Origin of the sequence: Candidatus Filomicrobium marinum (genome assembly GCF_000981545.1) — a bacterium.
Lineage (GTDB): Bacteria > Pseudomonadota > Alphaproteobacteria > Rhizobiales > Hyphomicrobiaceae > Filomicrobium > Filomicrobium insigne.
The window spans coordinates 2,558,346-2,573,047 of record NZ_LN829119.1 but is presented as its reverse complement, the minus strand read 5'-3'; the positions used below and the strand labels follow the sequence as shown (position 1 = coordinate 2,573,047).

Here is a 14,702-nt window from a genome sequence, read left to right as displayed (position 1 = left end):
CACGTTGAGCATATCAGGCGAGTGAAGTCTTCAAAAACGCTTGTTAGGGGAAACAAGCAACTGCCTTGTGCGAACGCTCACCGCGCCTGCCCACACGGTTCGATAACCGTGCCATGGGCTGGCTAAAATAGCGAGAGCGACTGCTAGCGCGAAACGGTTCGGCTTTCAAGGTTGTTCGACGCGTCCAGCGCGATTTGAGGCGACAAAAAAGAGGCCGCCTGAGTTGGAGCTTCGTTCTGAAGCTCAACCAACGGCGGCCTAACCCTATATCGTCGCAGAGACAATGCGGGGGTGCGACGCATCTTTTTCTGGTTAAAGGAGGTTAACCGGGATAGGGGTGCGCCTCTTGCAAGCACATTCAATCTAGCTGCGCCCGTGGATTTCCAGCGATGGGATATCTTCCCGATATGTCGGGAACTTCCTCACGATTTTGAGCCAAGAGATTTGGTTAGCTGCATTTACCGTGTGCGGTTTTCTACCGATATCCTAATAAGATCGGCGGTGCGATCGAGACCTAATTTTTCTTTCAGGCGGCTACAGGCATTCGCGACCGTCTTGTAGGCAATTCCAAACGTGCTCGCGATCTCCGACAAGCTCTTACCTTCGCCAAGCAGACGAAGAATTTCAGTTTCCCGGTTCGTTAGCTGTTGCATGGGATCGGTTTGATCGATGGCCGTAAAGGCTAGCTCCTTGGCCAGCTCCTGCTCGACGTATTTCTCCCCCGCCGCAACCTTCTTGATGGCTGTCACGAGTTCATCGATGGATGCACTCTTGCTCACGTAGGCCGAAGCGCCCGCGCGCAATGCCCGCATGGCGTAATGCGGGTCGGAATACATCGAGAACATGACGACCGCCGCCGAATGCCCCTCAGCCTTGATCCTCTGAAGCAACTCCAATCCGCTGCTACCACCGAGATTGATGTCGAGAACAACGACGTCAGGTTCCTCCGTGCGCAGAACGGCAAGGGCGTCAGCCGACGTTTCGGCTTCGAAAGTCACAACATCCGGAATTTGAGAAATAAGGCGCGTCACACCCTGCCGAACGACGGCATGATCATCGACGATGAGAACCTTCATACCGATGTTCCTGCTTCCATGCTTTTGCTATCTGACAGATACTCGGCGCCGTCGAGCGGCAAAATTGCTTTGACGCGTACACCATGCTCATCTTTGCGATCGATGACCTCAAGTGTCCCTCCGAGCAAGGCTGCACGTTCCTGCATTCCTATGATGCCATAACCGCTCGTCAATGTTGGCGCTAGTCCTATACCGTCGTCAATGATCTCAACACTGAGCAAATTTCCCGATTCAATGTCTATCGAAATATCTATCCCACGGGGGCTCGCGTGACGGATGGCATTTGCAATCCCTTCCCGGACAATATTTTGAATTGCCGCGTCCATCCGCACCCCGAAACTGCGCGGTGGAACATTCACGCTAAAGGCGATGTCGGGGTGACGTTTTTTCCAGAAGGCGACAAGATTCTCGATGGAGTTTGCCAGCCCCAGCGCGTGTAGTCCTGAGGGTCTCAGTTGCCCGAGGATGCCCTTGACGTTGCGCTTCATCTTCAGGACCGCATCGAGAATAGCCGCCGCACGTTTCTCCACATCCGGATCCCTGCTTGTCTCTTCCTGCTGTCGCAAAGCGGTTGCATCAACGTCGACTGACAAAAGCAGCGGGCTCATTTCGTCATGAAGAGCTCGCGCCAATTCTGCGCGCTCTTCTTCCTGGACGGTTTCAAGTTGTTCGCGCAGCCGCCTGTTGCGGTGCTCCATCTCGCTTAGTCGTTCGCTCATAGCGTTGAAGCCACTGCCCAGTTCGACCAATTCGCGCGGCCCGCCGATATCGACCCGACGGTCATAGCGACCAGCGCCGATTTCGGCGAACGCGCCTGTGAGATCATTGAGCGGCCGTAATGCCCGGCCCAGGGCAACCCATAAAATCAGAAGCACGACGCCGCAGAACGCAGTCAAGATCAACAGGTACAGCTTCGCGTCGCTCCAGACCTCCGCCACTTCGTTGTGAGAATCTGTTTCAAGAACGACGGTTCCGAATTTATGAAAGGCGTCTGGCAATTCGAGACGCACTACTTTGGGTTTGCCCGCGAGAAGCTCATAAAGCCATTCGGGGACGGCAGCTGATGGCGGCTGCAGAATTGACTGCCGGATAACGACGTTATCTGGATCGCGCAACGACGCTCGCAAATGCCGGTCATCGTCGAAATCAGCGACAGTCAGTTCAAGCCGACGTCGTGTGGCGGAAATCTCATCGACATCGTCAAGAGCATTGTGAGCAATGCGGCTCCCCACGACTATCGCTGCGCGCATCTCCGCTTCAATCCTCTGGACAGCATGCCAGTAGATTAAAACACCGCCCAAAATTAACGTGACGATCAATGCAAGCGTGATCGTACGGATTAGTTGAAGGCTTAGCGACTTCGGCGTTGGTGCTTGTTTAGCCATCCAAAGGAGTTTGGTCCAACCATGCGCGGAACTGTGTCAGTCCGCACACCTTAGTCTATCAGCGGCCCAAAGTGTGAATGGCTAATTTGTCGAAACCGTTTTGAGTGCCTTCAAGCTTGACGCCGTGCGCGGCGCGCCGGGGCCGGCTTTGCGGCATTCTCATTTGCGCTCTCTGGCGACTGGCTTAGCAGGGCGCGGCAGGCTTTTAACTCTGCGATGGCCTGTTCAACGGCTTTCGCGGCACCGGGTGGCATCGCGATAGGTTCAATGCCCCGCGCCTTACCGGCAGACGTCGCGACTTTAGCGGTAGCCGATCCGCGCGCAGCCACGCGCCCTTTCGCAGTTTTCCCGCGCGGCACAGTTTCATCTGACTTTATCGCAGTTCCTTCGGGCGCGGCCTTTACGGCATCGACCCCCTTCTCGCGCAAGATCTTCTGCACGCCTTTAATTGTGTAGGCCTCAGCATGAAGCAAATGGCGAATTCCACTAAGAAGCTCAAGATCTTCGGGACGATAGTAGCGTCGTCCACCACCACGCTTCATCGGCTTGATCTGGGGAAACTTCAATTCCCAGAAGCGGAGCACGTGCTTCGGCACATCGAGTTCATCCGATACTTCACTGATGGTACGGAATGCCTGTGCGGTCTTGCTCATTGTCTTACCCCGCTTGTTGGGTCAATCCACCGGGATTGCCCTAAGCTAAGGAGTTGCGATTTCCGTCAATTCGCTCGCTGATACGTCGTTAGCGGCTCTTGGCGCGTGAACTGGCCCTCATTTCACGCCGACGTCATGTAGCTTCAGAATCCGCCGCCTGTATGGCTTCAATCGGCGCGAACCCAGACACAAATCATGCAACCCCTTTACTCAATGTAGTGAAGGAATTTTCGCCCAATATTAATAAGACGGATATGGCTGGCTTGCGCTTTTGCACTGCTGAGCAGTGTCAATTGTCCAGTCAGCAAGGGTGTGTGTCTTTACGGAAACGCCCGGCTAGGTTGCCGTTTGGCTCTTTATGTGACTAGCGTACGGACGTCGCGTAAGCAGGTATCTGCGCGTTTTCATAAGAAAAGCCCGGATCTCATGCCATCCGGGCTTTAACAAGCTCGCAAATGCTTCGGGTTACTCCGCCGCGCGGCGCCGCCCCTTTTGACCGCCATTGATACGGTCCTTCATGATATTGCTGGGCCGGAATATCAAAACTCTACGCGGGGTGATCGGGACTTCTTCACCCGTCTTTGGGTTCCGCCCGACCCGTTCGCCTTTCTGGCGAATTCCAAAAGATCCAAACGATGATAATTTTACTGGCTCACCATCAGCCAAACAATTCGAGATCTCGCTCAGAACAAGTTCAACAAGTTCCTGAGATTCGTTTCTAGGTAAACCTACATTGCGCACAACGGCTTCCGCCAGATCGGCGCGCGTCAATGTCTTACCTCCCATACTGTCCTGCCTCCCCACTGCAACGGAGATTAATAATGCTAGTGGGGTTGTCAGCATCGGTCAACGAGATACTGTAACAAGCCGCTGAAATTGCGGACGATTTCTTGTTCCCCGGCGAGATATGGCAAATGGCGTGTTAGCAAAGCCACAGAATGCTTTAGCGCAGGGCGTGCTACCAGCGCACGAGGATGGCGCCCCAAGTGAAGCCACCGCCCATGGCTTCCAGCAATACAAGCTTGTTTTCTCCGAGCAAATGGTGCTCGAAGGCATGGTTCAGAGCTAGGGGTATCGATGCTGCTGATGTGTTGCCATGGCGATCGAGGGTCATGACGATCCTCTCAGGTGGAACGTTTAGCTTCTTGGCAATGCCATCCAAGATTCGCTTGTTGGCCTGATGCGGAACGAACAAATCAATTTCGTCGCTCGCATAGCCAGCCTGCAGAAGTGTCTCTTCGATTACTCCAGATATTTTCTGGATCGCGTGTCGAAATACTTCGCGGCCGTTCATACGCAAATGGCCAACCGTGCCCGTGGAGCCCGGCCCGCCATCGACGTAGAGAAGATCCTCAAACCGGCCATCGGAGCGGATGCGCGTTGAGAGGATACCGCGATCATTGCGATCACCGTGCTGTGGCAGAGCTTCAAGCACGACGGCTCCGGCTCCATCGCCAAATAAAACGCAGGTGCTTCGGTCTTCCCAATCGAGAATACGAGAGAATGTCTCCGCGCCAATAACCAGCGCGCGGCGGGATTGACCTGCCTTGAGGAAATTGTCTGCAATACTCATGGCATAAATGAAGCCAGAGCAGACGGCCTGAACGTCAAAAGCGGCGCCCTTGGTGATGCCCAGCGCGGCCTGTATGCGTACCGCTGTCGAGGGAAACGTGCGATCCGGCGTCGCGGTGGCACAAATCACGAGATCGATGTCGACGGGATCGATTGCGGAGCGCACGAGAGCCTGGCGCGCGGCTGCCAATCCCAAATCGGACGTTGTCTCGTCTTTCGCTGCGATGTGGCGCTGACGTATTCCTGAGCGTTCGACGATCCATTCGTCGCTGGTATCAATACGTTCGGCGAGTTCAGCGTTGGTCACTACGCGGCTCGGGACATAGGCACCGACGCCACGGACGATCGACCGGATTACTGCCACAGGATTCCTCTACGCCTTATTGTTGGGGCACGTGCCGCTCGTCTCAGCGACTGCGCAAACGTCTTTCCGCACCGTGCCTGATTGTTTCCCTTTATCCGGCAATGGACTCACCAATTCTACGGTGAAATGCCTCAAGGTCAGCGGCCAGTCGTTCGATCAAGCCGCTCCCCGCCATCTCGTAGCCAAGATCGATGGCGCTGGCAAAGCCCAGTGCATCGGTCCCTCCATGACTCTTGATGGTGATGCCGTTCAGCCCGAGGAAGGTTCCGCCGTTAACTCTGCGGGGATCCATTCGCTCGCGCAAAATTTTAAAGCCGCCTCTCGCAAGTAGCGCGCCGAGGCGGGAAGTCCAAGTCCGACGCATCGCATCACGGAGATATTGGCCCATCTGACGCGCCGTACCTTCTGCCGTCTTCAGCGCGATATTTCCGGCAAACCCCTCCACGACGACAATATCGACGATACCCTGGCCGATCTGATCGCCTTCTACAAAGCCATGGTAGCGGAAAGGCAGCCCTTCCGTCTCCTTAAGCCAAGCATGAGCTTTCTTAACCTCGTCCATTCCTTTGACCTCCTCAACACCGACGTTGAGCAGGCCGACGCTGGGGCGTTCAATCTGGAACAGAGCGCGCGCCATAGCTGCGCCCATGACGGCAAAATCAGAAAGTTGGCGCGCATCCGCTCCGATGTTCGCTCCGACGTCCAGCACAATGCATTCGGATTTCACGGTCGGCCATAATGCCGCAATCGCCGGGCGTTCAATCGCTGCCATCGGTCTGAGAATGAGCTTGGACATCGCCATAAGCGCGCCTGTATTCCCTGCAGACACGACGACGTGAGCCTCACCGTTGGCCACTGCGTCGATCGACAGCCACATGCTTGAGCCTTTACCGCGGCGCAGGGCCTGGCTCGGCTTGTCGTGCATCGCAACCACGGAATCCGTATGGACTACCCGCGAACGCGCAGCCAGATCCGGATAGCTTCTTAGTTGCTCCTTGATCGCGGCTTGATCGCCAAACAGCACGAAATCCAAGGCTGGATAGCGGATAAGCGACTGCGCCGCGCCGGAGACTACAACGCTTGGCCCGTGATCGCCGCCCATGGCGTCGAGCGCTATCGTACGTGGCGCTTGCATGGCCGGAATGTCGCCTCGTTTGTCGTATCGTCAGCCCGTCAGGATGGCGAGCGTTACCTCTGAAGTGCCGGGCACCAATAATTGTTGCCCTGAGACGCCGGAACATACGCCTTTGCAGTCGGGAAACAACCGATTTTTGGTGTTATGAGCCGTCTCACGCGTGCAACTCAACGTTGTCTGGAGCTTATTCACCGCACCTCAATGCCTATAACATTTAGGATTTCTTCTTCAATTCGGCGAGAGCAGCAAACGGCCCTGTCGCGATTTCTCGCGCCGATGCCACATCGGACCATTGTGCGTCTTCGCGCCGCGGATAAGGATCAAGCCCTGTCGATATGACCTCAAAGACGATGCGGCCGACATTGATCCAACCGTTTTCGATCGGCTCTAGATCATCGATGCTCAGCACTTCTTGTTCATCTTCCCGGCTCTCTGGAAGAAGGTCCGACGGGATAAACGCGCAATCCAGCGTTTCGTCCTGGCTTGCGCGCACCGGCTCAAGAGACACGATGCAGCTCTGGATCACGCCGACCGTAACGTGACCGGTCAACTCATAACGATCGCGATTCTTGGCTTTGATCTGATAGGTTGCCGAGAGGTTCTCACAGGAAACGATCGAGAGGCTTGCCGCAATCTCCGCGCACTCCTCCGGCGTGGCCTTCCGCGTTACACGTAACCCGTTGGCGGGAATTTCATTCAGCCTATGTCGCCAGTCTGCCAGGGCCGTCACGAAAGTTCCTTTCTCTCCACGAAGCCGTTCGGGTCCGGCAATTTCAATATGCCGGCAAGCATATCCTCCGGATCGATCTCTTTCAGAACCCGCGCGGCTTCCAGAACATATGCTGCGAGCTCTTGTGCGCGAAACTCAGGTGTCGGCTCCGCGCAAATGAACTCAGACAGCGCCACGGCCAGTGCGTCCTGACCGAGACCACTCGCTTCGCGATATCTTTGCGCGCGCCCGTACAGCCCGGCGGCCGCCCCTTTGACCCTCTTAGGGACGGTCATATCGCCGACGCCGAGTTCGCGCATACAGTCATCCATGTCAGTCACGAAGCGTTCTATGAGGATCCGTGACCATCGCGTGTCGCCCGGAAAAGCCTCCCGCAACTTCTCCAGCACCAAAAACATGTGCAAGACGATGAGTTCGTAGCGACCTTCAAGTGTGTCGTTGATGCCAAAGTCGACGTAAAATGCCGGTTCGCGCGCCTGCGCCACGACGGCGCCATAAAGGTTCTCTGCCTTACGCGAAGCGTCTGCTCGTTTTGCTAACCATTTCAACATGCACTCTTCTCCCCTTTCCCGGCGTGGCGAGTACGGCAAGCAGTGTATGAGGGGGGGCTGAGCATTGCGTTCATATATACGACAGGTTAAGCGGGCCCAAGGGGGCGTCCGGACGTGATTCTCTATGGCGTGGTGCGGGCGCCGTGATTTGGCAAGGGTAATAGCAGATAATGCGTATAGCTGGGCTTATTCGCCAGTCCTCTAAAGGTGCCGTCGGTATTGGCTCTATCAGGCGTGTGCGCCGCCGCACGACTGGATTGTTGCTCACCATGGCGCTACTGGGAGGTTGTGTTGCCTTAGCCGGATGCAGCCAGCAGTTACTCAAGCATGGTCAACACTTCACGGAAGGTGATCTGCAGCAGATCCAGACTGGCATGAGCAAGGATCAAGTGCGCTTGACGCTGGGCACACCGTCAACGACGACAACCGCCACTGCAACCGGCGGCGAGACTTACTATTACATTTCGAGTACGGCAACCCAGACTGCGTTCTTCAAACCGACCGAAACCGACCGAAGAGTCGTCGCCGTTTACTTCAATCCGCTCGGCTCTGTCGATCGACTTGCGCACTATGGCATGAAGGACGGCAAGGTCTTCGATTTCATCTCGCGCACGACGCCTGCCCCTGGCGGTAATGACGAAGGCCTGCTGAAGCAGCTGTTCCGCAACCTGGGCACAAAGCAAATCTTCGGCGATTAAGCGCGTCCTCTACACAGCAACTTTCGATATCCCAACGCTCAAATTCAAAGGCCCCACCAAACTGGTGGGGCCTTAGCTTTTTATCGTCCTGTAGATCACTAGCCTTAGCCGTGCGAGAGAACGGCCAGGAGCAACAGCGCAACGATGTTGGTGATCTTGATGGCGGGGTTCACGGCAGGGCCTGCCGTATCCTTGTATGGATCGCCTACGGTATCACCTGTGACGGACGCCTTATGCGCTTCGGAACCCTTCTGGTGTTTCGTTCCGTCCTTATCCACGAAACCATCCTCGAAGGACTTTTTGGCGTTGTCCCAGGCGCCGCCGCCTGACGTCATAGAAATGGCGACGAACAGGCCGGTGACGATAACGCCAAGTAGCATTGCGCCAACGGCTGAAAACGCCGCGGACTTCCCGACGGCACCGCCGCCGGCCACCAGATAGATGACGAAGAACAGGACGATTGGCGACAGCACAGGAAGCAGCGAGGGTACGATCATCTCCCTGATCGCGGCGCGCGTCAGCAAGTCGACAGCGGCGGCATAGTCGGGGCGATCCTTACCTTCCATGATGCCGGGCTTTTCGCGGAACTGGCGGCGAACTTCCTCGACGATTTGTCCGCCTGCACGTCCCACCGCAGTCATCGCGATGCCGCCGAACAGATACGGGATCAGCCCCCCCAACAGCAGACCAACAACGACGTAGGGGTTAGAGAGCGAGAAGTCCGGGGTTACGCCTTGGAAGTACTGATAGCTAGTAGATCCAGCTGCGTTGGCTTGCGAGATGAAGTACTGCAGGTCGTAGTTGTAAGCCGCAAAGAGGACCAGCGCGCCAAGGCCCGCGGAGCCGATCGCATAGCCCTTCGTTACGGCCTTGGTCGTATTGCCCACGGCATCGAGCGCGTCGGTCGAGCGGCGAACCTCTTTAGGCAAACCAGCCATTTCAGCAATGCCACCGGCGTTGTCCGTCACGGGACCGAATGCATCAAGCGCGACGACCATGCCAGCGAGGCCGAGCATCGTCGTTGTCGCGATGGCAGTGCCGAACAGTCCGGCCAGGTTGTAGGTCGTCAAGATCCCCGTCACGATGACCAGCGTGGGGAGAGCGGTTGCCTCCAAGGAGACCGCAAGACCCTGAATGACGTTAGTGCCGTGGCCTGTGACAGAGGCTTGCGAGATCGCGCGCACGGGGCGGAAACCAATACCGGTGTAGTACTCCGTGATCCAAACGATCAGTCCGGTCACGGCCAAACCCACAAGCCCGCAGAGGAAGAGGTTCATGCCCGTGATTTCGACACCCGACGTCGTCGTGCCGATCATGCCGAAGCCACTCTCTTTGTCTCCGAACACGAGATAGTTGGCTGCTGCTAGACCAGCGACAGACAAGATGGCGGTAACAATGAAGCCGCGATAGAGCGCGCCCATGATCGAGTTATTAGATCCGAGCTTCACGAAGAAGCTGCCGATCACGGACGTGACGATGCATGCTGCGCAGATTGCCAGAGGATAGACCATCATCTGGGTGAGTTCGGGCTGGCCAACAAAGAAGATCGCGGCGAGCACCATCGTCGCGACGACCGTCACGGCATAGGTTTCGAAGAGGTCCGCCGCCATACCGGCGCAGTCACCGACGTTGTCACCAACGTTATCGGCAATCGTCGCCGGGTTGCGCGGATCATCTTCCGGAATTCCAGCTTCCACTTTACCGACGAGGTCCCCCCCGACGTCAGCGCCTTTCGTGAAAATACCGCCGCCCAGTCGTGCAAAGATCGAAATCAGCGAAGCGCCGAAGCCGAGTGCAACCAGCGCATCGATCACGGTCCGGTCAGCCGTCGCAAAACCCAGTCCGCTGGTCAGGAAGAAGTAGTAGGACGCGACGCCCAACAGTGCGAGGCCAGCAACAAGCATTCCGGTCACAGCACCCGACTTAAAGGCGACGTCAAGACCCGCAGCGAGCGATTGAGATGCCGCCTGCGCGGTTCTTACGTTGGCGCGAACGGATACGTGCATGCCAATGAAGCCAGCGGCGGCCGACAAAACGGCGCCGATCAGGAAGCCAATGGCAACAAGGCCGCCCAGCAGAACCCAAGCGAGAGCGAAGATGGCGACACCAACAATGGCGATGGTCTTATATTGGCGGCTTAAATACGCCTGCGCGCCTTCACGAATTGCGCCAGCAATCTCTTGCATCCGAGCGTTGCCGGCATCCAAGGCCATCACCGACCGGATTGTGTAGATGGCGTAAACGATCGAGAGGGCACCGCAGGCGATGATCCCCCAAAGTAGTTCGTTCATGTGCTTGTCCCCTCCCGGGCGGGATTATTTCAGCTTCGGCGCGACGTTACGGCGCTCCGAACTCTTTTGTCGCACCAAACAGCGACTTAAGCGCGCAGACCATGCCAAAACCACCGATCCGTGGCAATACGGGCACAACGCATTCCATAGAAAGTCTGATGTTTTCTGCTTGTTTATTCCGCGGGCCGGACAGCACCGGATCAATCCGTTGTATCGGCTAACTCAAAGACTATCGGCCGGAGCGTGGGCATCGCTCCGGCCGATATTGCTTAGAGAAGAGAGAGAGAAACTAATACGATTTAGAACGGCTTAGCGTGGACGGCACGGAATTGCTTCCACTTCACACTTCCAACCGCCGCTTCCTTGAGAACAACCACCAGATTTCGAAATAGCATACTTATAATATGCCCAGTCTGTGCCGTACTCAAAGGCCGTGAACCCCTGCCAGTCCGAGATTGCTGCCCGCTGGGCGGCCTTCTTAGAGCTGTGGCCGGCGCTGCTGCCGTAATGCTTGTGCTCCGTGAAGCACGTCTTGCGACCAACTTTTCTCCAATCGTGAATGCTGGCCAAACCTGTATCGTCTGCCATCACATGCGACGTGGAGAACACTCCAGTAACGCACACGGCCAATGCCAGGGCCAGAAACGCTCTGAGCGACATCGAGGTCTTCCTTGTTAACGTTTGTGGACGAACGGTGGAAAAGTGACAGATTCCTGCGCTCGAAACGATAATAACTGGGTTAGCGCAGGCAATTTCCGACGGGCAGCGGCAAAACCGACACATGTAGCGGTTTTGTCTTGGGTTGCCCTTGCACCCACACACATGCGCCGGTTCGAGATATTTTGACGTTCTTCGTCATGTTTTGATCTATAGAAGCGGTTCGTCGTAGACGCGGCGCCCCGCAATCTCCAAACCTTTGATCGCGCTTTCGCCGGATTCTCCAACGGCCACGATGACCTTCATCTCGCCAGCGCGAATGGTCTTTTCCAATTCCAGCCCTTCACCCTCCGGCACGAAGTAGCTCTCTATGCCGTAGTGCATACGGATTCTGGTTGGTTGATCGGCATGCGGCCGCCAAACGTGATCGACTCGGCCCTTCAGGACGACGTCTTCCGCATTCACGCGGGCCGGCTTGGTGACGGACGCCGCGACAGGCGCCCAGCCTTGCTCGGCAGAGCGCTGTAGGGTGACGTAGAGGTTCTGATCCTCGATAGGTGTCTCTTGCAATAGCGCCCCATCGAGTTGAGCGATGGTCCGATAATTCAGGATTACATAGTCCCCCCGAAAGAGACTGCGCGGGTCAATCGGCGCGACATCGAGAAGGATTTCTCGACCATTCGCGAGGAGGTTCGTACGCTCCCAAACCATGTAGCCGAGCGCTAACGTCTGGAGCCCTGCCACGATGATTACAGCGGTCAACGGACCGATGCGGTTCAGCATCCCTATGCCCTCCCCTGGACTTGCGCACTGAGATGCAGGCGATACGCGACGTAGGCCAACGCGATTACCACGATGCCGGCGGTGAGGAAGAATACGGAGGAGCCAAGCAATGTGCCGACACTCTTGAAGTAGAGCCCCATAACCTCGATCGAGAATGCGGTGTAAGCGACCCAAAGCGCCCCGCGATTGTCCGTCCGTAGCGCAAGGATAATCGCGCCAATGAGGAGGGCGAGCGTCCCGACTGCCGTTGCGATCAGTGTGTTTGTCGTCGGATCTTCAATGAACTGTAACGCGAACAAAGCTGCATAACTGACGGCTATCGCGTACCCAAAGCTGGTGCGGGCCGGCTCTATGAGAGCCGGGATCGCGTACAAGGTCGTAATGAGAATGCCGACAGTCGCGACGGCCAAACCGATAATCAGAACAAGGCCGTGAGCATGACCCTCGTTCAGCAGATAGCCGAGCAACACGACGAAGATGGAAATGGCCAGGGCGGATACGTGCATGCCCGGATGCCACTTGTGCCATACGAAGCCGAGACTGATGAGAGCCCATGCAATAAGGAACGGCCAGTGGACGTGTTCTGTGATGGACGTTTCCCAGCCGCTCCACAGTCCGGCTAAGAGCATGGCAAGCACGAGTGAAGGGTTAGACCGCAACAAAATTCCGGCCAGAACCGCGCCCGCACACCAAAGCAGAACCGCGTCCGGTGGGCGGCCTTCGATGTGATACATCTGCGCGATAAGCATGATGGCCGCGCCAAACATGCCTACTCCGCCAAGGATAGCGGCGTGTGCAAAGGCTTCGAGATTTCGTGAAAACAACCAGCCGGCCAGTCCATAAAAACCCCAAAGGGCTGCGCCTAGCAGCCCCAGACGTGCGATCTTGGGCATTTCCTGCCAATTGGCAGCAACGAAGCTCATCGCCGCGAACCCCAGCAGGACGGCCCCCAATATCGCCAACACGGCGGGCAGCCGGAAGGCAGGGGTCTGGGCACGCAGCTCCTCTGCGATGGCCTTGGCCCCATCGGGCGTGACCCAGCCCGCCTCCTGCCAACGCTGAACGTCGGCTTCCAATTGACGACTATGGCGCCACATCACGGGAAAGATCCTCGAGGGACGGTGGGGAGGCTTGGCGTTCTTGGCATTATGATCTCCGGTCGGGTCGCCCCCGTTCAGCCCGGTCATGGTCGCGTTTTTCGGGCGTATTGGGTTTAACGCAAATGTAGCTTGGCAATTTTGTTTTTTGTGTAGAAAGCCTGTGGTGAGAGGGTGACCGACGCGGGCCCTTTGTCGCGATTGTGCGACGCCCGGCAAATGACTAGCGTGAGTTTATGAGCGACATCAAACCAATCCACATCATCGGCGGCGGGCTTGCAGGTTCGGAGGCCACTTGGCAGGCCGTTTCACGCGGCGTGCCTGTGGTTCTGCACGAGATGCGACCGGTGCGGGGCACAGACGCACATAAAGGCGACGGGTTGGCGGAACTTGTCTGTTCGAATTCATTCCGGTCCGACGAATGGCGAACCAACGCGGTTGGCCTCTTGCATGAGGAAATGCGCCGCGCCGGTTCGATAATCATGGCCGCAGCCGATGCTCACAAGTTACCGGCTGGCGGAGCGTTAGCTGTCGATCGCGATGGTTTTTCCGATGAGGTGACCAAGCGCCTTTCAACACATCCGCTCGTCAGGCTGAAACGCGAGGAGATTTCAGGTCTTCCACCAGCCGATTGGGACAGCGTCATCATCGCCACCGGCCCGCTCACCTCCCCAGCTCTGAGTGCCGTGGTCTTGGAGCTGACGGGGGAGAATGCGCTTGCCTTCTTTGACGCCATCGCTCCGATCGTTCACTTCGAGAGCATCGATCTTGACATCGCATGGCGCCAATCCCGCTACGATAAAGCAGGGCCTGGGGGAACGGGTGCTGATTACATCAATTGCCCACTCGACAAGGTGCAATATGAGGCTTTCATCGATGCGCTGATTGGCGGCGAGAAGACAGAATTCAAGGAGTGGGAAGCCAATACGCCCTACTTCGACGGCTGCCTGCCTATCGAGGTGATGGCCGAACGAGGCCGCGATACGCTGCGGTTCGGCCCAATGAAGCCCGTGGGTCTATCCAATCCGCATCGGGGCGGAGAACGTCCGCATGCTGTCGTGCAGCTCAGGCAGGACAATGCGCTCGGCTCGCTGTGGAACATGGTCGGGTTTCAGACCAAACTTAAATACGGCGCGCAGGCGGATATCTTTCGCATGATCCCAGGGCTCGGAGATGCGCAGTTTGCGCGGCTCGGAGGTTTGCATCGCAACACCTTCCTCAATTCTCCCCGACTGATTGATCCGCTTTTACGCCTCAAGGCTGATCCCAGACTGCGTTTCGCCGGCCAAATCACGGGCGTCGAGGGCTACGTTGAGAGTGCTGCCATTGGGCTGCTGGCGGGCCGCTTTGCCGCTCAGGAACGCTTGGGGCACAGCCCCCCGCGGCCCCCAGAGACGACCGCTCTGGGGGCACTGATCGGGCACATCACCGGCGGTCACCTAAGTGCCGATGACGAAGGGCGGCGATCGTTCCAGCCGATGAACATTAACTATGGCCTGTTGCCAGAAGCCACGACCTTTGAGACAACCGATGCCGATGGGCGCCGGCTCAAGGGTAAAGATAAGGGCTTTGCCAAAAAGCGAGCGGTGTCCGAGCGTGCCTTGCGGGATCTTGACGCTTGGCTTGGCCAAGAGCTTGGCGCGGCCGCCGAATAAGAACTTTTCCTCAATCACCTTTTTTGGGCCCTGTCGCGCAGGGAACAGCGCACCT

Annotated in this window: 13 protein-coding genes; 2 read left to right on the top strand and 11 right to left on the bottom strand. The window is 57.0% G+C overall.

Features of this window, described 5'->3' with window-relative positions; translation table 11 throughout:
* Positions 1-458: 458 nt before the first annotated feature.
* The 8 genes from YBN1229_RS12055 to YBN1229_RS12020 all read right to left on the bottom strand — a co-directional run bounded on the left by YBN1229_RS12055 (position 459) and on the right by YBN1229_RS12020 (position 7,466).
* Positions 459-1,076 carry a response regulator transcription factor gene (locus tag YBN1229_RS12055; protein ID WP_046479098.1) on the bottom strand — a complete coding sequence of 206 codons (618 nt, stop codon included), beginning with the start codon at positions 1,074-1,076 and terminating at the stop codon, positions 459-461.
* On the bottom strand, positions 1,073-2,461 hold the full coding sequence (locus YBN1229_RS12050; protein ID WP_046479099.1) for a HAMP domain-containing sensor histidine kinase: 1,389 nt from the start codon (positions 2,459-2,461) through the stop codon (positions 1,073-1,075). The genes YBN1229_RS12055 and YBN1229_RS12050 overlap by 4 nt, the downstream gene beginning before the upstream one ends.
* 110 nt (positions 2,462-2,571) lie before the next feature.
* On the bottom strand, positions 2,572-3,114 hold the full coding sequence (locus tag YBN1229_RS12045) for a MerR family transcriptional regulator (protein ID WP_046479100.1): 543 nt from the start codon (positions 3,112-3,114) through the stop codon (positions 2,572-2,574).
* A gap of 465 nt (positions 3,115-3,579) precedes the next feature.
* The gene (locus tag YBN1229_RS12040; protein WP_046479101.1) at positions 3,580-3,900 is read right to left on the bottom strand and encodes an integration host factor subunit alpha; all 321 of its coding nucleotides are present in this window, start codon (positions 3,898-3,900) and stop codon (positions 3,580-3,582) included.
* Between the two features lie 172 nt (positions 3,901-4,072).
* Positions 4,073-5,050: a beta-ketoacyl-ACP synthase III gene (locus YBN1229_RS12035; protein WP_046479102.1), complete on the bottom strand. Its 978-nt coding sequence runs from the start codon at positions 5,048-5,050 to the stop codon at positions 4,073-4,075.
* Between the two features lie 91 nt (positions 5,051-5,141).
* Positions 5,142-6,185: a phosphate acyltransferase PlsX gene (gene plsX, locus YBN1229_RS12030; protein ID WP_046479103.1), complete on the bottom strand. Its 1,044-nt coding sequence runs from the start codon at positions 6,183-6,185 to the stop codon at positions 5,142-5,144.
* A 214-nt stretch (positions 6,186-6,399) separates the two neighbouring features.
* Positions 6,400-6,915, bottom strand: a complete 516-nt coding sequence (locus tag YBN1229_RS12025; RefSeq protein WP_046479104.1) for a YceD family protein — start codon at positions 6,913-6,915, stop codon at positions 6,400-6,402.
* Positions 6,912-7,466 (bottom strand): ubiquinol-cytochrome C chaperone family protein, encoded by a 555-nt coding sequence (locus YBN1229_RS12020; protein WP_046479105.1) that lies wholly within the window; start codon positions 7,464-7,466, stop codon positions 6,912-6,914. The genes YBN1229_RS12025 and YBN1229_RS12020 overlap by 4 nt, the downstream gene beginning before the upstream one ends.
* 170 nt (positions 7,467-7,636) lie before the next feature.
* Here YBN1229_RS12020 and bamE point away from each other — a divergent pair, with 170 nt between their 5' ends.
* Positions 7,637-8,164: an outer membrane protein assembly factor BamE domain-containing protein gene (bamE, locus tag YBN1229_RS12015; RefSeq protein WP_046479106.1), complete on the top strand. Its 528-nt coding sequence runs from the start codon at positions 7,637-7,639 to the stop codon at positions 8,162-8,164.
* 104 nt (positions 8,165-8,268) lie between these two features.
* Here bamE and YBN1229_RS12010 read toward each other — a convergent pair whose 3' ends face one another.
* From YBN1229_RS12010 to YBN1229_RS11995, 3 genes are all read right to left on the bottom strand, one after another.
* Positions 8,269-10,455: a sodium-translocating pyrophosphatase gene (locus YBN1229_RS12010; protein WP_046479107.1), complete on the bottom strand. Its 2,187-nt coding sequence runs from the start codon at positions 10,453-10,455 to the stop codon at positions 8,269-8,271.
* A gap of 867 nt (positions 10,456-11,322) precedes the next feature.
* Positions 11,323-11,895, bottom strand: a complete 573-nt coding sequence (locus YBN1229_RS12000) for a GDYXXLXY domain-containing protein (RefSeq protein ID WP_046479109.1) — start codon at positions 11,893-11,895, stop codon at positions 11,323-11,325.
* A gap of 2 nt (positions 11,896-11,897) precedes the next feature.
* Entirely contained in the window at positions 11,898-13,082 is a 1,185-nt protein-coding gene (locus YBN1229_RS11995) for a DUF2157 domain-containing protein (protein WP_244464937.1), read from the bottom strand.
* A gap of 146 nt (positions 13,083-13,228) precedes the next feature.
* On the opposite strand from YBN1229_RS11995, the gene trmFO reads away from it, so the two are divergent.
* A complete protein-coding gene (trmFO, locus tag YBN1229_RS11990; RefSeq protein WP_046479110.1) occupies positions 13,229-14,647 on the top strand; it encodes a methylenetetrahydrofolate--tRNA-(uracil(54)-C(5))-methyltransferase (FADH(2)-oxidizing) TrmFO in 1,419 nt (472 codons plus the stop codon).
* The last annotated feature ends 55 nt before the right edge of the window (positions 14,648-14,702 follow it).